We start from the raw sequence: 18,555 nt of genomic DNA on the forward strand, positions 1-18,555 counted from the left end.
AGGGAGTGCCGACAATGCCCCTGACGACGGCCGGCCCCGGTGTCCTGGTGGACACCGGGGCCGGAACCGTCGAACGACCGAGGTCGGCTAGTGCTGGAACTCCTTGCGGTAGTACTCCATGACCCAGCCGATCACGCTCAGGATGACCAGGAAGGCACCGATGAGCGCCATCCACCATCCGATGGCCACGCCCACCACACCGAACGCCACGGCCAGTGCCACGAACAGCGGCCACCAGCTGTGCGGGCTGAAGAACCCGTACTCACCGGCGTTCTCCTGGATCTCACCGTCCAGACGTTCCTCCGCGGGAAGCCCGTGGAAGTGCTCGCTGCGGCGAGCCGCCTGCCAGAGCCAGTAACCGACCATCCAGCCGAAGCCGAGGGCGATCACCAGGGCGGTGGTACCCGTCCACTCGATGGTGCCGGTGTCCTGGTAGGACCAGAAGATGTACAGGGCGGCGACCAGACCGAAGAAGGTCGAAACGCCCATGAACATGTAGGCCTGCGTCTTCATACGCCCTTACTCCTTCGTGGCGCCCGCGGCGACCGCGCCCGGAGCCGCGGCGTGCGGGTGGTTCAGGTCGAACGCGGGACGCTCGGAACGGATCCGCGGCAGCGACGTGAAGTTGTGCCGCGGCGGCGGGCAGGAGGTCGCCCACTCCAGCGAGTTGCCGTAACCCCACGGGTCGTCCACGGTCACCTTCGGCGCCTTCTTCGCGGTGACGTAGATGTTCCAGAAGAAGATCAGCGTGGAGGCGGCCAGGACGAACGAGGAGATCGAGGAGATCTGGTTCAGCTCGGTGAAGCCGTCCGAGGGCAGGTAGTCGGCGTAGCGACGCGGGAAGCCCGCCGCGCCCAGCCAGTGCTGCACCAGGAACGTGCCGTGGAAGCCCAGGAACAACAGCCAGAAGTGGAACTTGCCCAGCTTCTCGTTGAGCATCTTTCCGGTGAGCTTGGGCCACCAGAAGTAGAAGCCCGCGAACATCGCGAACACCACGGTGCCGAACACCACGTAGTGGAAGTGCGCCACCACGAAGTAGGTGTCGGTGACGTGGAAGTCGATGGGCGGGGAGGCCAGCAGCACACCGGTCAGACCACCGAAGAGGAAGGTGACCAGGAAACCGATGGTGAACAGCATCGGTGTTTCCAGGGTGATCTGGCCGCGCCACATGGTGCCGACCCAGTTGAAGAACTTCACCCCGGTGGGGACCGCGATGAGGAAGCTCATGAACGAGAAGAACGGCAGCAGGACGGCGCCGGTGGGGAACATGTGGTGCGCCCACACCGTCACCGACAGGCCGGTGATGGCGATGGTCGCGCCGACCAGGCCCTTGTAGCCGAAGATCGGCTTACGGCTGAACACCGGGATGATCTCGGTCGCGATGCCGAAGAACGGCAGGGCGATGATGTACACCTCGGGGTGGCCGAAGAACCAGAACAGGTGCTGCCACAGGATCGCACCACCGTGCTCCGGGTTGAAGATCTGGGAACCCACGATCCGGTCGGAGGCCAGCCCCACCAGGGCACCGGTCAGCACGGGGAACGCGATGAGCACCAGGATGCTGGTGAGCATCGTGTTCCAGCTGAAGATCGACATGCGGAACATCGTCATACCGGGTGCGCGCATGCACAGGCCGGTGGTGATGAAGTTGACCGATCCCAAGATGGTGCCCAGACCCGACATGATCAGGCCCAGCACCCACAGGTCGCCGCCCAGGCCGGGCGAGCGGACCGCGTCCGACAGTGGCGTGTAGGCGAACCAGCCGAAGCTGGCCGCACCGCCGGGGGTCAGGAACCCGCCGATGGCGATGAGGCTACCGAACAGGAACAGGTAGTAGCTGAACAGGTTCAGCCTGGGGAACGCCACGTCGGGCGCGCCGATCTGCAACGGCATGATCGCGTTCGAAAACCCGACGAAGAGCGGGGTCGCGAACATCAGCAGCATGATCGTGCCGTGCATGGTGAACATCTGGTTGAACTGCTCGTTGGACATGACCTGCATGCCCGGCTGGAGCAGTTCCACGCGCATGAGCACGGCCAGAACGCCACCGAAGAGGAAGAAGGCGAAGGAGGTGATCAGGTACATGTTCCCGATCACCTTGTGGTCGGTCGACGTCATCCATTTGACGATCGCCAACCCCTGACGCGACGGTGCCTTACCGTCGGTCCTGATAGAGGTGTCCGTCGTGGTCATTACTGGTCATTCTCCTCGGCGTCAGCGTCACCGAAGCCTGTGCCCTCTTCGTCGGTGCCCGAGCCGTCGGCGCCCGAACCCTCGGCACCCGAACCCTCACCGCTCTCCGGGTCGTCCCCGGTCTCGGCTGCGTCGGTCTCGGCCTCGGATGCGGCCTGCTCCTGCTCGGCTGCCCAGGCGTCGTACTCGTCCTGGGGAAGGACGACGACGTTGAAGAGCATGCGGGTGTGGTCCACACCGCACAGCTCGGCACAGCGGCCGATGTACTCTCCCGCGGTGCCCTCGTTCATGTCCACCTGGAAGGCGTTGTCGCGCCCGGGGATGACGTCCAGCTTGAAGCCGAACGCGGGAACCCAGAAGGAGTGGATGACGTCGGGCGAGTGCAGGTCGAAGTGGACCTTCGCACCCTCGGGCAGGACGAGCGTCGTCTGGGTCGAAGGATCGGCGGTGCCGTCGGGGTTGGGGATACCGGTCTCCGAGAAGAGCACCTCCCCGCCGTTCTCCTTCTTGTCGTCGAGGTAGTTGAACTGCCAGGCCCATTGGAAGGCCACGACCTCGATGTTGACGTCGGCGGGTTCGTCGGTGTCCATCAGGATCGCCTGGTCCCGGGCTGTGAAGAAGAACAGCACCGAGATGACGACGATCGGCAGAACGGTGTAGAGCGCTTCGATGGGCATGTTGTACCGCACCTGTGGCGGCAACTGCTCAGAACGCTTGCGGTGGAAGATGATCGACCACGCGATCAGTCCCCACACGAGAATGCCGACCGCGAAAGCCGCCACCCAGGAGCCCTGCCAGAGCGAAAGAACACGCTCGGCCTGGTTGGTGATCGGCTCCGGCATGCCCAAACGAGTGAGATCGTTCGACGCGCAGCCGGTCGCGGCCAGCCCCAGCACGGCGAGCGCGGCGCCGCGTGGTGCCCATCGGCGCAGTTGGGAGCGCCGATTCTCTTGGCGGGTCGGACTCACGGATTGCCTTCCCAGCGGTGTAGACCCGTGGATCCTTCCACGGGCGGCCTGATTCAAAGCTTTGCAGGGGGAAACATATCGCGAACCGCCCAGCACCCCGGCCCGGGGCTTGCCTGGTCAGCGTGTTGCCAGACGCCCGGTACGAAGTCCTCGGCGGTACACGGAGCCGGGCCCTTTCGCCCGCGGAGGTGACCCTCCCGGCTGGCTACGGAGCGCGGCCCGGCGTTCCCCGGAGTCTCCCTGATCGCTTCCCCTCCGGCCGCGGGAGCGGCACGGACGTTCCACGAGGAGAGACTAAGGTGAGCGTATCGCTGGGTTTACGGCGCCCTTAACCGGGTTCGCCTTAGCGACCCGATCCGGCCGGGATGGTGACCTCGGGAAGACCGACACGGGGGTGTTCCGCGTGTCCGGGCGCCCCGGCCCCGGACCCCCTCGGCGACGGTGGGGGCGAGGGGCCGCGAACGCCCCGGCCCCTCGTCGTTTCGGCCGTTCGCCTGCACCAAGTGCCCCTCGAGGAGGCCATCGCGGGCACCACCGATGATCCGGCGGTCCGCGCCGACCTCCCCGTCCGTCACCGGCGGAAGACCCGCGAGCCCGTCGCCGAACGGCTCCTGGCAAGGGGTAGCGCTTCTCACATCCGCCGTGAGCGCTGAAGCGGGGGTACGGGGGCTCCCCTGCTCCCCCCATGGCCGAAAACCCCGTAACCACAGGGGCGCACGAAGCCACAATTCCGAAAAGATAACAATGTGCGCCACATCGGAGTGTGGGCGTGGCCTGGGGCACATTCGGCCGTCCACACCGAAGCCCCACACCGAGGGGCACGGACGCCGAAGGCCGCGCGGACGGATCCGCGCGGCCTTCTTCTCGGACGGTTCCCGGTGGAACCCCCCGGGGCCACTCCCTAACGGGCGTAGAACTCCACGACGAGCTGCTCGTCGAAGGGCACGGGGATCTGCTCGCGCTTGGGACGGTCGGTGACCGCGATCCGCAGGTCCTGGTGGCTCACGGCGAGGTAACCGGCGATCTTGTCGTCGGCGTGGACACCCTCGGCGGCCTCGACGAACGGCACCATGTTGCGGGACTTCTCCCGAACACTGATGATCTGCCCCGGCTTGACCTGGTACGACGGAATGTCGACCTTCTTGCCGTCGACCAGGATGTGACCGTGGTTGACGAACTGGCGGGCGGCGTAGATCGAGGCGGCGAAACCGGCGCGCAGCACGACCGTGGCCAGCCGCAGCTCCAGCTCGATGAGCATCTCCTCACCGGTACGGCCCGCACGCTTCTTGGCGTTCTCGTAGACCCGCAGCAGCTGCTTCTCGGTCAGGTCGTAGTACCAGCGCACCTTCTGCTTCTCGGCCTGACGGACCGCGAAGTCACTGCTGTTACGACGGACGCGGCGGCCGTGCTCACCGGGCGGGTAGGGACGCTTCTCGAAGTAGCTAACCGCCTTACGGGTCAGCGGAGTGCCGGCGCGCCGGGACAACCGCACCTTCGGTCCGGTGTAGCGCATGCAATGTCCTTTCAGAATGAATCAGGGAATCCCAGGTAAGGCTGGCCTAGATCTGGGAGGCGCCCACAGGCGCCCGAGCCCGGAAGGGCGCACCACCGCGCACCGATCACGGACATGTTCCCCACCGTCGCGGCGACCCACGCTGACGGCTTGGGCTGGATACCCGGCACGCGTTTCAACGCACCGGAGAGCACGACGTTCCCACGCGGGACACCGACGGGCGGCCACGTGGGACACGGTCCGGTCGACGGACCAAGACGTGCGGGTCGCGACTCACTACTCTACGGGCTCCAGGGCACCGCCCCGACCACTCGGCCCCAGGGCGCGGACACCGGCCTCCCGCACCGGACCGCCCACCCGGTGACAGAACTACACGAACGGCTCGACCTCGGCGCGGACGTCGGCTCCGTAGGACTTCTCCAGACGCTCCAACAGCGACTCGGAGGTCAGGGTGTACTCCTGCGGACCGTCGGCCTCCAGGCAGTGCACCGCGGTGGCGTTGCCCACCTGCGCGGCGCGCTCCAACGACAATCCCCACGAGTGCGCGGCCAGGAAACCGGCCCGGAAGGCGTCACCCATCCCGGTCGGGTCCACGGCCTCGCCCACCACGGCCGCGGGCACGTGCACGCTGGGCTCGTCCCGCCTGTCGATACGGGCCCCCTTGGCCCCCAACGTCGTGATCCTGGTGCCCACCCGCGAGAGCACCTCCCCGTCCGACCATCCGGTCTTCTGCTCCGCCAGCGCCTTCTCGTACTCGTTGGTGAACAGGAACGAGGCGCCCTCGATCAGAGTGCGCACCTTCTCCCCCTCCATCCGCGCCAACTGCTGGGAAGGGTCGGCCGCGAAGGCGATACCGCGCGTACGGCACTCCTCGCTGTGCCGCACCATGGCCTCGGGGTCGTTCGCACCGATCAACACCAGGTCCAGCCCGCCCACACGGTCGGAGATGGGTTGCAGCTCGATGTTGCGCGCCTCGGCCATGGCACCGGCGTAGAACGACGCGATCTGGTTCTGGTCACGGTCCGTCGTACAGATGAACCGCGCGGTGTGACGCAGCTCGGAGATGTAGACCGACGAGGTGTCCACACCATGGCGTTCCAGCCAGGAACGGTAGTCCTCGAAGTCCGCTCCGGCGGCCCCCACCAGGACGGGCTCCAGACCGAAGCGGCCCATGCCGAAGCAGATGTTGGCGGCGACACCACCGCGTCGCACGTCGAGTTCGTCGATCAGGAAGGACAACGACAACTGCTGGATCTGTTCGGGGATGATCTGTTCGGCGAACCGACCCTCGAAGGACATCAGATGGTCGGTGGCGATGGATCCGGCAACCGCGATACGCACGGGACGAAGACTCCTCGGTCGGCAGGGTCGAGCAGGGACGGCACCGGGTACGGGCACACGCGCCTGACGCGGACCGCCCCAGGGTACCCACAGCCGTTCCGGCATGGGCTCCCGCTCCGCCCCGACCGACGCCCACGACGTCGAGGGGAGGGCGGTTCACCGCCCTCCCCTCGACCTCATCTCCTCCGAAGGCCCCGGCCCGAAGGCGTACGGGCCTCCTGTCCGGCGGCCCGCCGGACAGGACTCCTAGTTGAAGGAGTCACCGCAGGCGCAGGATCCCGTCGCGTTGGGGTTGTCGATGGTGAACCCCTGCTTCTCGATCGTGTCGACGAAGTCGATCGTGGCGCCCACCAGATAGGGAGAGCTCATCCGGTCGGTGACGACCTCCACACCGCCGAAGTCGGTGACGACGTCGCCGTCCAGCTCGCGCTCGTCGAAGTAGAGCTGGTAGCGCAGCCCCGAGCAACCACCTGGCTGAACGGCCACACGAAGACGCAGATCGTCCCGCCCCTCCTGCTCCAGGAGCGCCCTGACCTTGCTGGACGCCTCGTCGGTGAGGATGATGCCCTCGGTGGTCTCGCTCTGAACCGTCATGTCGTAAAGCTCCTCTGAAAGGGGTTGCGGCTGGCCTGGCGACCCCTCGGTCGCATCCGGGACCGGCCCGCCTGAGCGGACACAGGCCTCCTCAACGAAACCCAACACCCCGTCCCGGCCCGGCATTCCTGTACGGATCCGATGTCGCCGCACCACCGCCGTTGCGTGCCCGCCGCCCGCCCCCGAGGGGACCGGCGGCGCACAAACGTGCTCGTCCCCCCAGGGTAATTTGTCCAGCCCCGCTACGCCATCTCCCACCCGCGCACCGGAGCGATCCCGTGCCGGCTCTTCCCCGGCACGACGAGGGGCGGAGCCCCGAAGGACCCCGCCCCCGACCATCCGGGTCAGCCCTTGGCGAGCGTCCCCAGGTACAGCTCGATGACGTTGGGGTCGTTCAGCAGGTCGGCACCGGTACCCGTGTACGCGTTGCGGCCCTGGTCCAGGACATAGCCACGGTCGCAGATCTGCAGACACCGACGCGCGTTCTGCTCCACCATGATCACCGACACACCCGTACGGTTGACCTCCTTGACCCGCTGGAAGACCTCCTCCTGGTAGATCGGGGACAGACCCGCCGTCGGCTCGTCCAACAGCAGCACCGACGGGTCCATCATCAGCGCCCGACCCATCGCCACCATCTGACGTTCACCGCCCGACAGCGACCCCGCCTTGGCCTTACGGCGGTCGGCCAGCAGAGGGAACAGCCCCGCCACCACGTCGAACCGCTCGGAGAAGGTGCGCGGCCGAAGGAAGGCCCCCATCTGGAGGTTCTCCTCGATCGTCAACGAGGGGAACACGTTCTGCGTCTGTGGGACATAACCCACACCGAGCTCCACCAACCCGTGCGCGGGCAGGCCCGAGATGCTCGAACCCCGCAGCGTCAGACCGCCCTCACGCACCGGGATCAGACCGAAGATCGTCTTGATCAACGTCGACTTGCCCGCGCCGTTCGGACCGATGATCGCCACGACCTCGCCCTCGGTCAGCGTCAGCGTGCATCCGTTGAGGATGTTCACGCCCGGCACATAACCCGCGACCAGGTCCTTGGCCAACAGCAGGTAGTCCTGCGGACCGCCCACCACCGCCTCCGAACGGGCCTGATCCAGCACCTCCTCACGCTGCTCCTGGGCGACCGAGGCCTCCTCCGCCTCCACCGGAACCTCCTCCGGCTTCAGGCTCCCGTTCTCAGTCATCGTCACTCCCGCCGGTCGCCGCCGTCTCCTCCTGGGCACCCAGGTAGGCGTCGATCACCTGCTGGTTGGAACGGATGTCGGAAGGACGTCCCTCCGCGATCACCTGTCCCTGGGCCAACACCACGATCCAGTCGCTGATGCCCATGATCACGTCCATGTCGTGCTCGACGAACAACACCGTCTTGCCCTCATCGCGCAACGACGTGATGTGTGCCAGCAGCGACTGCACCAACGCCGGGTTCACACCGGCCATCGGCTCGTCGAGCATGATCATCGTCGGGTCCGTCATCAGCGCACGCGCCATCTCCAGCAGCTTGCGCTGACCGCCCGAGAGCGAACCCGCCATGTCGTCACGCTTGTCGACGAGCTTGAAGCGCTCCAACAGCTCCATGGCGCGCCGGGTGTTGTTCCGTTCCTGCTCCCGCCACACGGGCCGCAGGAACGCCCCGGCCATCCGTTCGCCGAACTGGCCACCGGCGCCCAACAACATGTTGTCCAGCACCGTCATACGCGTCAGAGCCTTGGTCAGCTGGAACGTCCGCACCATCCCGGCCCGCGCCACCTGGTGGCCGCGCCTGCCGTTGATGGCCCGTCCCTCGAACGTCCAGCGGCCGGCGTCCACACGGTCGAAACCGGTCAACAGGTTGAACAGCGTCGACTTGCCCGCGCCGTTCGGACCGATCAACGCCGTGATCGTGCCACGCTGCACCTGAAGGTGTTCCACGTCCACGGCCTTCAGGCCGCCGAAGGAGCGCCGCACGCCGTCGGCCACCAGAATCGGATCCGTCTTGGCCGACCCCGGCACCGGCTCCGCGCCGGCCATGCGTTCCACGGTGCCGCTCGTCTCGTCACTTGACATTGATCAGCATCTCCTTGCGGTCGCCGATGATGCCCTGTGGCCGGAAGACGATCAGCAGCACCAGCAGTACGCCGACGAAGGCCAGCTGGATCGCACCGTAGTCCGGACCCGACAGGAACGGCAGCCAGCCCATGGAGCCGAAACCCCTGAGCACACCGTCGGTGAAGGTCATCAGGAACCAGAACGCCATCGCGCCCAGGACCGGGCCGAACGCACGTCCGGCGCCGCCCAACAGCAGGATCACCCACAGGAAGAACGTCACCTGCGGCTTGAACTGGTCCGGCTGGATCGAGGCCTGGTACACCGCCAGCATGCAACCCGCCAGCGCACCGACCAGGCCACCCAGGACGAGCGCCTGCATCTTGTACGCGAACACGTTCTTGCCCAGGCTGCGGACCGCGTCCTCGTCCTCCCGGATGCCCTTGATCACACGTCCCCACGGACTGTGCATGAGCATCCAGGTCAGACCCACCATCAGGGCCACCAGGCCCCACGTCACCACCAGCACCCACAGGTGGTTGCCGTTGTAGGACAACGGGCCCACGCCGTACCGCGCGCCCCCGTCGAACGGGTTGATCGAACGGAAACCGGCCGACAGGTTCTGCATGCCGTACACGCCGCCGGTCAGCGGTTCGGCGAAACCCGCCCGGTACACCAGGCGCAACACCTCGGCCGCCGCGATCGTCGTGATGGCCAGGTAGTCCTCCCGCAGCCGCAGCGTCGGAATACCCAGCAGCAACGCCAGCACCAACGCACACAGCAGGCCGACGGCGAAGCCGACCAGCACCGGCAGTTCGAGTACCACCACACTGATGCCCACGCCGTAGGCACCCACCAGCATGAAACCGACCTGACCGAAGTTCAACAACCCGGTGTAGCCGTAGTGGAAGTTCAGTCCGATGGCGGCGAGCGCGTAGATCGCCGCGATCGGTCCGAGCGCCGACCGGGTGGACTCGGCGAGAATCGAAAGGATATCCATCGTTCGTCTCTCCTAGCCGACCCGCTCGCGCCGACCGAGCAGACCCTGAGGCCTGACCAGCAGCATGAGGATCATCAGGGCCAGAGCCCACGCTTGCATGAGCTGGGATGGGAACCACAGGGTGGACAACATCGCCACCAGGCCGACGGCCAGGCCGCCGACCATCGCGCCGTAGGCCGTGCCGAGACCGCCCAGGATCACCGCGGCGAACATCAACAGAAGCAGGCGGAAGCCCATCTCGTACTCCACCACCTGGTTGAGTCCGTAGAGGACGCCACCGAGCGCCGCCAGACCGCCACCCAGGCCCCACACGTACAGGGTGACCCGGTCGACGTCGATGCCGGAGGACTCCGCCAGGTCCCGGTTGTCCGACACCGCGCGCATCGCCTTGCCGATACGCGTGAGCTGCAACAGGCAGGCCACTCCCACCAGGATCAGCACCGCCACGACCATGATCACCAGGTCGCGGGGGGCCATCGAGATGGGGCCGATGTGCACCAGCTCCTGGACCTGGAATCCCGAGTAACGGGTACGGCCCGAGCCGAAGACCACCAGGATGACGTGGCGCAGTGCCAGCGCGATACCGATCGAGACGATGAACATCTGGATCATCGCGACGTTACGCCGCCGCAGAGGACGCCAGAGGTAGCGCTCCATCGTCGCGCCCAGCAGGGCGCCCATGACCACCGCGATGGTGGCGGCCGCCCACAGCGGAACGCTCCAGCCCACCGAGTCGCCCAGCACGCCCAGTACGGTCGCCAGCGCGATACCGGCGAAGATCGCCGTCCACTGCGCGACGATCAGCCCCGTGCGGGACAGCTTGTTCTCCATGAAGGCGCCGAGCAGGACCGCCACCCCCAGGCCGGCGAAGATCGCCAACAGGGAGTTGCCCAGTCCCGCCGCACCGCTGCTGAAGACCAGAGCGGCCATCGCACCGAACGTGACCATGTCGCCGTGGGCGAAGTTGATCAGTTTCGTGGTGCCGAAGATCAAAGAGAGGCCGATCGCGGAGACCGCGATGACCAGGCCGTACAGGAGCCCCGCCGCCGTGAGCTGGAGGAAGCGCCCGCCGAAGGAGTCGCTCCCGCCCACGGTGGGCTGGATCGCCTCTTCGTCCCCGGCCTCCGCCGCGGTGTCGGAGTCGTCGGTCTCCTCCTGCGAGGGCGAGGCGGAGCTCTCCGCGGACTCGCCCGGGCGCTCCAACGCGATGATGAGGGGGCGTCGGTCGTCGGCCTCCACCTCCACCTCGGTCTCGCCGTCGACCATGAGGCCCTCGCGTACGACGAACTCGCTGGGGACGGACTCCTGGTCCACCACTACGCGGTAGGTGCCCGGTTCGGGCAGCCCCACTTCCCATTTTCCTTCAGAGTCGGTCTCGGCCGCCCCGATCTCGTCCTCACCGGCCAGAACCGTGATCCCGATGCCTTCGACACCTTGATCCCGGTCGTCCGGGTTGAGGATTTGACCGTGCAGCGCCTCACCGCCCTGTTCGTCTGCCGTCGCCGCCGACCCGGGAATCACCACGATGGCGGTGATCAGGGCGAGCAGCACGGTCAGGAGACGTGTGCGCACGCGCGCTCCTTGCGCATCTGAGGGGTGACGGTGTCGAATGCGCGCATTCGGCACCGCTGTCCATTGCTGTTCGGTGCGGTGAGTTTAGCCCGATTTAGGCAGGTCATTCAGCTGCGCTAAAGCCACGTGATCCAAACGTCATCCCATTGTGCGAAAACGAGACCGAAACGGTACCCCTCACGGGTTGACCTTGACCATCCGTCTCGTTTCTCCCCCTCCACGTGCCCGTTCTGCGTGCTTCTCGCGCACACGGAGCAGCGGACTGATCACGCAGACCCCCGGCAGAGAAACAAGATGTCAACGGGCACAGAAGGAAGAGGAGCAACGGAAGGGGTCACACCCGGCGACCGGATGTGACCCCTTCCGCGGCTCGACCACGGAGGGAGGGTCAAGCCCCGCCGGCCCCTTTGCCCCCGAGCGTCTCCACGACCGTCTCGGCGACCTTGCGCATCGTCAGACGCCGGTCCATGGAGTTCTTCTGGATCCACCGGAACGCCTCGGGCTCGCTCATCCCATGGCGACTCTGCAACAACCCCTTGGCCTGCTCCACGAGCTTGCGGGTCTCCAACCGCTCCTGGAGGTTGCCGACCTCCGCCTCCAACGCGGTCAGCTCGGCGTAGCGGGAGGTGGCCATCTCGACCGCCGGGACGAGATCGGTCTTGTTGAAGGGCTTGACCAGATAAGCCATGGCCCCCGCGTCACGTGCCCGCTCGACCAGCTCGCGCTGGGAGAATGCGGTCAGGATCACCACCGGGGCGATGCGCTCGGCGGCGATGCGCTCGGCGGCGGACAGACCGTCGAGCACCGGCATCTTGATGTCGGTGATCACCAGGTCGGGTCTGAGCTCTCTGGCCAGGCGGACCGCGGTCTCTCCGTCACCGGCCTCGCCCACGACGGCGTAGCCGTCCTCTTCCAACATCTCCTTGAGGTCCAGGCGAATCAGGGCCTCGTCCTCCGCGATCACCACACGGCTCTGCGTCCTCGTCACGTACACGAGGTTACAGAGATCCGCTAGGATGCATGGCGTCGGGATCGGCGATACCCGTCAATCGTGATCCCACCGTTGACGGAGTGGCGCCGGAGCGACAGGTCCGGGAAAAACGGACAAACTAGCCGGAATGATGGAATGGTAGACATAGAGGACTCAAAATCCTCCGCTCGCAAGAGCGTGTGGGTTCGAATCCCACTTCCGGCACGAACAGCGCTCAGGACGAGGAGCCGCCCGGTCGGGCGGCTTTTGTCATTTCGGGCACATCACCCCCGCGTGGTCACGTCATCGACGAAATGTCACCGTGATGCGTGAACATGCACGTCATGTACCCACGCGAAGTCGTCGACGAGGCCCTCCGCCTCACCTTCCTGGGGCTGACCGACGAAGTCGTCGCGGCCCGGTGCGGAGTCTCCGCGCAGGCCGTCAGGCACTGGCGTCACGGTACCCGCCGAAGCCGGCGGGCGGAGGAGGGCCGTACCGCCTACTGCCCCGTCTGCGGAACGGGCACCCTCGACCCCCGGGCCTACTCCTACCTTCTCGGCCTCTACCTGGGCGACGGATACATCGGCGCCATCAGGAACGGTGTCGACTACCTCTCCGTCTTCTGCTGTGACACCTGGCCCGGCCTCATCGAGGAGTGCGCCGCGGCCATCTCCCAGGTCTTCCCCGTAGGCGTCTTCCGGGTCCCTCGCCAAGGGTGCACCGAGGTCAAGGCCGCATCCAAGCACTGGCGGTGCGTCTTCCCCCAACACGGCAGGGGAGCCAAGAACGAGCGGAGGATGACCCTCAGGCCCTGGCAGTCGGAGATCGTCGACGCGCACCCCGAAGCGTTCGTCCGAGGGCTCTTCCACTCCGACGGCTGCCGGGTCTCCAACCGCGTGCGCAAGCGGGTCGGAGGCCGGTGGAAGTACTACGAATACCCGCGCTACCTCTTCAGCAACACCTCACAGGACATCGTCGACCTCCTGACCGGGGCCCTTGACCTCCTGGGGATCCCGTGGCGGAGCAGGGTGGAGCCGAAGCCCCCGCACAGAGACGCCGTCATCGTCTCCGTCGCCAGGAGGGCCGCCGTGGCGCGGATGGACTCCTTCGTGGGACCCAAGTACTGAGGGATCGGACAGGCGGACCACAACCTCCGTAACCACCCGGCCGGTACCACCCTGAATAGGTCTTTTGTCACTTTATGCCGAGCCGACCAGGGAGAACCGATCACATCCCGGCCACAACCTGAGCACAACCCGTCGGTTCGGGCGTCCGTGCGGCCGCACGTCCCCGATCCTTGAAGGATCGGAGCAGGGAGTTCTCAGGAGAGGAGCAGCGGGTGCTGACCGCGGTGGCCGGGATCGTCGGCGCGCTTGTCATCGGCGCCTGGGTCGTGGTGGCCTGGGGCTCCGGGCGCCGCCAACCGTGGCTGCTGACCCCTTTCGCCCTCCTCATCGTCGTGCTCGTGGCCGTGGGCCAGGCGGGCTGGTCCTTTCTGCCCGCCGTGGCCCTGGCGATCGGTTCCTTCGTCGAACTGGTGATCGGCTCGTGGGAGTCCCCCGCCGTGCGCACGAAGGAGCCCGACGCCCCCCTCAGCACCGAACGTTGGGCGGCCGCGGTGGCGGCTCCGTTCCGGGTTGCGCTCGCCGAACCATGGGACGTGGTGGCCCGGCCCTCGCTGCGTCGCCGGTATCGGCGGATGTTGGAGCGGCAGTGGAACGTGACCGACCGCGAGTCGCTGCTGGAGGCTGTCGAGTCCCTGTTCGAGAAGTTGCACACGGGACCGAAGCTGGACCTGGTGGTGGATCTGCGTTCCGGGGTGGCGCGGTCGCGCCTTCCCCAGGACCAGGGCGGCCAGGTGACGGGGGCTCAGGTACGTCTGAGCGATGAGCAGGTGGCGCGGCTGCGGGTGGTCACCGGGGTGACCGAGGCCGACGAGACGGTGCTCATCGGGGCCTACCAGTGGTGGAAGTCGGTGCACGTGATCCGGCTGGTGTGCGGCGGGGCCTCACTGGACTGGCTGTCCCCGGTGGAGACGCAGACGCTGCTGCGGAGGGTGGCCTCGGATCTGCAACGGCGGTACTCGTCGTGGACGCAGTTGTCGATGGCCTTCCACGCGGGGTACCTGCTGTGGCCGGAGAGGGGCACACCGGAGGAGGACGGCGGTGCCGACCGGGTGTGGACGGCTCTGGGGCTTTTGACCGAGGATCCGCGCAGTCCGTGGAATCTGCTGCCGTGGGACATGCCCTTGGAGCGGGTGCTGCCCGAGGGGGGCGTGGCCTCGCAGTCCGATTCCTGAGCGGGTCCTGGGCCGCATCCGGTCCTGGCCGGGGCGGCGCGACTCGCGCGCCGTCTCCTGGCCGGACCTGATGCGGCACGTCGGTGGGCGCCCGGGGCGCCGTGGGGTCAGGGTGCGTTGAGCGCCACGGTGTCGCCGAGGCGGTGGACGCGCAGGGAGTTGGTGGAGCCGACGGTTCCGGGCGGACTGCCGGAGACGATGACGACCTTGTCCCCCTTGTGGTAGTCGGCGAGTTGGAGGAGTTCGCTCTCCACCTGGCGGACCATGTCGTCGGTGTTGTCGACCCAGGGCACGATGTTGCTCTCGACTCCCCAGGTGAGGGAGAGCCTGCCGCGGGTGGCGTGTTCGGTGGTGAAGGCCATCAGCGGGATAGGCGAGCGGTAGCGGGCCAGCCGTCGGGCGGTCTCACCGGACATGGTGAAGGCCACGAGCGCCTTGGCTCCGATGGTCGCGCCGATCTCGGCCGCGGCACGGGCGATCGCCCCGCCGGTGGTCTCGGGCACCCGGTTGAGGATGTGCGAGGCGCGCAGGGACTCCTGCTCGGCGGCGCTGACGATGCGGGCCATGGTCTCGACGGTCTCGACGGGGTACGCGCCGATGCTGGTCTCTCCGGAGAGCATGACCGCGTCCGCGCCGTCGAGGACGGCGTTGGCGACGTCGGAGGCCTCGGCGCGGGTGGGTCGGGGGGCTCCGATCATGGATTCGAGCATCTGGGTGGCGACGATGACCGGTTTGGCCTTGTCGCGGCAGCGTTCGACGGCGCGCTTTTGCACCATGGGGACGTTCTCGAGGGGCAGTTCGACTCCGAGGTCGCCGCGGGCGACCATGACTCCGTCGAAGACCTCGATGATGTCCTGGAGCCGTTCGACGGCCTGGGGTTTTTCGATCTTGGCGATGAGGGGGACGGTGACGCCCTCCTCGTCCATGATGCGGTGGCACTCCTCGGCGTCGGCCGGGCTGCGTACGAAGGACAGGGCGACCATGTCGACGTTGTTGCGCAGGGCCCAGCGCAGGTCCTCTTCGTCCTTGTCGGTGAGCGCGGGGACGCTGACGGAGACGCCGGGGAGGTTGAGCCCCTTGTGGTTGGAGACGGTGCCGCCGACGATGACGCGGGTGTGCACTTCGGTGCTGCTGGTCTTGGTGCACTCCAGCACGATGCGGCCGTCGTCGATGAGGACGCGGTCGCCGGGGCGGACGTCCGTGGGAAGCCCCGTGTAGGTGGTGGAGACGCGGGTGGCGTCGCCGGGGACGTCCTCGGTGGTGATGGTGAACTCGTCGTCGACCTCCAGGTCGACGGGGCCGTCGGCGAAGGTGCCGACGCGGATCTTGGGTCCTTGGAGGTCGGCGAGGACGCCGACGGCGCGTTGTGCGTCCTCAGCGGCCTGCCGCAGGGCGGCGAGGTTGGCGCTGTGGTCGTCGTGGGTTCCATGGCTGAGATTGAGGCGGGCGACGTCCAGTCCCGCGCCGACGAGCTTGCGGAGGACTTCCGGGCTCGATGTGGCGGGTCCTAGGGTCGCGACGATTTTTGCTCGACGTGTCACGTTCAACACTCTAGAGCTTTTGGGGGATGCAGTGGTCTAAACCAGGTTGCGACCGGGTGTGTGTGAGGTGGCGTCGAGGCGAATCCGGTGACCCTGGGTGGTGATCGGGGATGATGTGGTGGCCGGAATCGGCCTATTGACGTCATTGTGAGGAGTGTGCTGGTGTTCGACCGCGATGTAGTGGTTCGTGCCCTTTCGGCCGAGGTGGGCGTGTTGCGTCGGATGCTGTCGGGGGTGTCGGAGGAGGAGGCGGTGCTACCGACGCGGTGTCCGCCTTGGGACGTGGCGGCGTTGGCCGTGCACACGGTGGGCGCCCTGCACCGGGTCCTGGTGGTGCTGGACGCCGGCACACCGGAGGGGTCGGGTCCCCTGGTGTCGGCCGCGGGGTATTACGCGCCGGATGTGCGGTTCTCCCCCACGGTGAACGCCGACCGGGTGGAGCGGGCCGTGCGGGCGGCGGAGGGCAGGGCGGACGCGGCCGAGCCGGGAAGGGTGTTGGAGACCTGGTGGAAGGAACTGTCGACCCGGTTGTCCGTGGAACCGGTGGACCGGGTGGTGGTGACCCGGCACGGTGATCCGATGCTGTTGACGGATTTCCTTGTGACGCGGGTACTGGAGCTGGTGGTGCACGGGGTGGACCTGGCGGACGCGTTGGGCCGTGACCCGTGGACGACGGCGGAGGCGCTGGATGTGGTGCGGGATCTACTGTTCGGCGCGGCCGATCCGGTGGCGTTGGAGGGCGTGTTCCCGGGTGCGCTCTCCGAGCGCGGCGGGGGGCTCGCCGCGGTACGCGCGGTGACGGGGCGGGCCGGCGCCGCGCCGGACCGGGGCGCGTGGGAGAGGGCGGGGGTGCGGCTCCTGGCCCTGGGATAGACCGTGTTCGGCCTGCGTCGTCCGCCGGTTCACGCCGGGGCGCCCGAGCGTGGGGCCTTCGGCGCCTACGGTGGCGGCTGCCTTGTGCGTGGACCCGTTCCGAGATCGTCAGCGGTCGCTTCGGGGTCGGGGCAGGAGGCCTCCCACACGGCCGTAGGCGTACAGGACGCTCATGCAGTGGATGGTGCGCATGCCCTCGTGTTCGAGGGTGGCCGCCGCCCCCCAGTGCGGCGCCAGGGAGTCCCAACCCCCGTCGTCGCGTTGGGCCTTCTCGAAGAAGTCGAGGTTGCGTTCGATCTCGGCGTCGGTGAACAGGGGCCTGGCGATGTGGTCGGGCCTGGTGGCCAGGTCGAGCACGGTGTGGACGCGTTGGCGGGTCTCGAAGGCGGGATGGGTGCCGATGGACGCGCGGATCATGGGACGGAGCCGGTCGAGTGCCGCGGCGGCGCGCCGGCGGTCGGGGACGTTCTGGAGGAAGGTGCACACGCCGATGGCCTGGCGCGGTTCGGTCCAGTGCAGGGTGTTGATGCGTTTCCAGCAGTAGGCGGTGGCGCTGTCGCGCCAGGGGTGGGTGACGTGGTGCTTGTACAGGTACCCGGTGATGGAGGCGGTGAGCGCCAGGTCGCTGGAGAAGTCGTCGAGTTGGCGCCACCTGGGTGCGGCCTCGGTGTGGCGGACGCTGCCGTGGACGGGAGGCAGACCCCCGTCGGGGTTGGTGAGGGTGGCCAGATGGCGGCAGACGCCGTGGCCGAGGTCGAGGGGGATGTGACCTGACTCGTCGAGGTGGCTCAGGGCGATCGCGGTGGCGGTGGGTTGGCTCGCGTGTCCGCGTAGGTCGGGGTCGAGTCCGTTGCCGTAGCCGCCGTCGATGTTGCGGTAGGCGGCCAGCGCCGAGCGGGCGGGTTCGACGGACCCGTTCCGGAACAGGTGCTCGAAACGGTAACGATCCACCAGGCGGGCGCTGCGCATGACGAAGTGTTCCGCCGCACGTAAGGAATCCCAGGTCACAACGGTCATGTCTTCGACGGTACGTCCGAACGCGCGGCGGGGACATGGTCGGAGGGCGAATCCGTCCGGGACTTTTACGTGGAGCTGGGGGTCTTGTTTCGTCTGCGTCTGCCGGTGAGGGCGAGGTATCCCGCCCAGGACACGGCCACGGTCGCGGCGACGGCGAGCTGTGCGGTGAGCAGGTGGTCCTCGGGGTAGACGATGCCGGTGACGTAGTGGTCGATGAATCCGGCTTCGGGGAGTCCGGTCTGCCCTGCTTTTTGTCTGCCCCAGTTCTCCAGGTGGGTGAGGGGGCAGTTCCAGCCGATGACGGTGATGCCCAGTCCGTAGAGGGCGCAGGCGACGTGGGGCCAGATCATGCGGGGCAGGCGCCAGGCGAGGAAGCCGCCGAGCGCGACATAGGCGAGGAAGGCCAGGTGGACGACCATGGCGGTGTCCGCGATCAACCGGTAGAGCATCGTCTGGTTTCCTCGCTGTGGCCCGTCGTCGGCCGGGATGGGGTCCGGTGTTGCGCCCAGTATCCCCGTTCGTCTCTTCGAGGGCCAGGGGCGAAGTGGTCCGTGGGCGATGAGGTCCGCGATGCGCCCCGCCTCTCGCGTCCGTGGTCACCGTCGGGGTTCGACGGTGACCACGGGTACGCGACCCTCGT

At 67.4% G+C, this 18,555-nt stretch carries 17 protein-coding genes and 1 tRNA gene; 4 read left to right on the forward strand and 14 right to left on the reverse strand.

All coding sequences use genetic code 11. The features are described from left to right. Nucleotides 1-87: 87 nt before the first annotated feature. From PFX91_RS00535 to PFX91_RS00585, 11 genes are all read right to left on the reverse strand, one after another. Nucleotides 88-513, reverse strand: a complete 426-nt coding sequence (locus tag PFX91_RS00535; protein WP_285728601.1) for a cytochrome c oxidase subunit 4 — start codon at nt 511-513, stop codon at nt 88-90. Nucleotides 514-519: 6 nt separating this feature from the next. Next, the gene (ctaD, locus tag PFX91_RS00540) at nt 520-2,193 is read right to left on the reverse strand and encodes an aa3-type cytochrome oxidase subunit I (RefSeq protein WP_285728603.1); all 1,674 of its coding nucleotides are present in this window, start codon (nt 2,191-2,193) and stop codon (nt 520-522) included. After that, entirely contained in the window at nt 2,193-3,161 is a 969-nt protein-coding gene (ctaC, locus tag PFX91_RS00545; protein WP_502888220.1) for an aa3-type cytochrome oxidase subunit II, read from the reverse strand. Before ctaC ends, ctaD begins: the two co-directional genes overlap by 1 nt. Before the next feature lie 901 nt (nt 3,162-4,062). After that, nucleotides 4,063-4,674: a 30S ribosomal protein S4 gene (gene rpsD / locus PFX91_RS00550; RefSeq protein ID WP_285728604.1), complete on the reverse strand. Its 612-nt coding sequence runs from the start codon at nt 4,672-4,674 to the stop codon at nt 4,063-4,065. Nucleotides 4,675-5,043: 369 nt separating this feature from the next. After that, the gene (locus PFX91_RS00555) at nt 5,044-6,015 is read right to left on the reverse strand and encodes a carbohydrate kinase family protein (protein ID WP_285728605.1); all 972 of its coding nucleotides are present in this window, start codon (nt 6,013-6,015) and stop codon (nt 5,044-5,046) included. 246 nt (nt 6,016-6,261) lie between these two features. After that, nucleotides 6,262-6,609 (reverse strand): HesB/IscA family protein, encoded by a 348-nt coding sequence (locus PFX91_RS00560; RefSeq protein ID WP_285728606.1) that lies wholly within the window; start codon nt 6,607-6,609, stop codon nt 6,262-6,264. Nucleotides 6,610-6,953: 344 nt separating this feature from the next. After that, entirely contained in the window at nt 6,954-7,802 is an 849-nt protein-coding gene (locus tag PFX91_RS00565) for an ABC transporter ATP-binding protein (RefSeq protein ID WP_285728608.1), read from the reverse strand. Beyond that, a complete protein-coding gene (locus PFX91_RS00570; RefSeq protein ID WP_285728609.1) occupies nt 7,795-8,661 on the reverse strand; it encodes an ABC transporter ATP-binding protein in 867 nt (288 codons plus the stop codon). The genes PFX91_RS00565 and PFX91_RS00570 overlap by 8 nt, the downstream gene beginning before the upstream one ends. After that, nucleotides 8,651-9,640, reverse strand: coding sequence for a branched-chain amino acid ABC transporter permease (locus PFX91_RS00575; RefSeq protein ID WP_285728610.1), 990 nt, complete (start codon nt 9,638-9,640; stop codon nt 8,651-8,653). The genes PFX91_RS00570 and PFX91_RS00575 overlap by 11 nt, the downstream gene beginning before the upstream one ends. A 12-nt stretch (nt 9,641-9,652) precedes the next feature. Then, nucleotides 9,653-11,212 (reverse strand): branched-chain amino acid ABC transporter permease, encoded by a 1,560-nt coding sequence (locus PFX91_RS00580; protein WP_285728612.1) that lies wholly within the window; start codon nt 11,210-11,212, stop codon nt 9,653-9,655. A gap of 388 nt (nt 11,213-11,600) precedes the next feature. After that, on the reverse strand, nt 11,601-12,179 hold the full coding sequence (locus tag PFX91_RS00585) for an ANTAR domain-containing response regulator (protein WP_285728952.1): 579 nt from the start codon (nt 12,177-12,179) through the stop codon (nt 11,601-11,603). Nucleotides 12,180-12,324: 145 nt separating this feature from the next. Between PFX91_RS00585 and PFX91_RS00590 the strand changes: the two genes are divergently transcribed. From PFX91_RS00590 to PFX91_RS00600, 3 genes are all read left to right on the forward strand, one after another. Beyond that, a tRNA-Leu gene (locus PFX91_RS00590) sits at nt 12,325-12,407 on the forward strand. Nucleotides 12,408-12,526: 119 nt separating this feature from the next. Continuing rightward, a complete protein-coding gene (locus PFX91_RS00595) occupies nt 12,527-13,312 on the forward strand; it encodes a transcriptional regulator (RefSeq protein ID WP_285728614.1) in 786 nt (261 codons plus the stop codon). A gap of 212 nt (nt 13,313-13,524) precedes the next feature. Then, nucleotides 13,525-14,484 carry a DUF1266 domain-containing protein gene (locus PFX91_RS00600; protein WP_285728615.1) on the forward strand — a complete coding sequence of 320 codons (960 nt, stop codon included), beginning with the start codon at nt 13,525-13,527 and terminating at the stop codon, nt 14,482-14,484. Between the two features lie 107 nt (nt 14,485-14,591). On the opposite strand, the gene pyk is transcribed toward PFX91_RS00600, so the two are convergent. Beyond that, entirely contained in the window at nt 14,592-16,025 is a 1,434-nt protein-coding gene (gene pyk / locus PFX91_RS00605; RefSeq protein WP_285728617.1) for a pyruvate kinase, read from the reverse strand. 162 nt (nt 16,026-16,187) lie between these two features. Between pyk and PFX91_RS00610 the strand changes: the two genes are divergently transcribed. Then, nucleotides 16,188-16,898, forward strand: a complete 711-nt coding sequence (locus tag PFX91_RS00610) for a maleylpyruvate isomerase family mycothiol-dependent enzyme (RefSeq protein ID WP_285728619.1) — start codon at nt 16,188-16,190, stop codon at nt 16,896-16,898. A gap of 108 nt (nt 16,899-17,006) precedes the next feature. On the opposite strand, the gene PFX91_RS00615 is transcribed toward PFX91_RS00610, so the two are convergent. Further along, the gene (locus PFX91_RS00615) at nt 17,007-17,906 is read right to left on the reverse strand and encodes a prenyltransferase (protein ID WP_285728954.1); all 900 of its coding nucleotides are present in this window, start codon (nt 17,904-17,906) and stop codon (nt 17,007-17,009) included. 74 nt (nt 17,907-17,980) lie between these two features. Then, nucleotides 17,981-18,364 carry a DUF2784 domain-containing protein gene (locus PFX91_RS00620; protein ID WP_285728620.1) on the reverse strand — a complete coding sequence of 128 codons (384 nt, stop codon included), beginning with the start codon at nt 18,362-18,364 and terminating at the stop codon, nt 17,981-17,983. Nucleotides 18,365-18,555: the final 191 nt, after the last annotated feature.

It is taken from the genome of Nocardiopsis sp. ATB16-24, from assembly GCF_030271535.1.
In the GTDB taxonomy this organism is placed as follows: domain Bacteria; phylum Actinomycetota; class Actinomycetes; order Streptosporangiales; family Streptosporangiaceae; genus Nocardiopsis.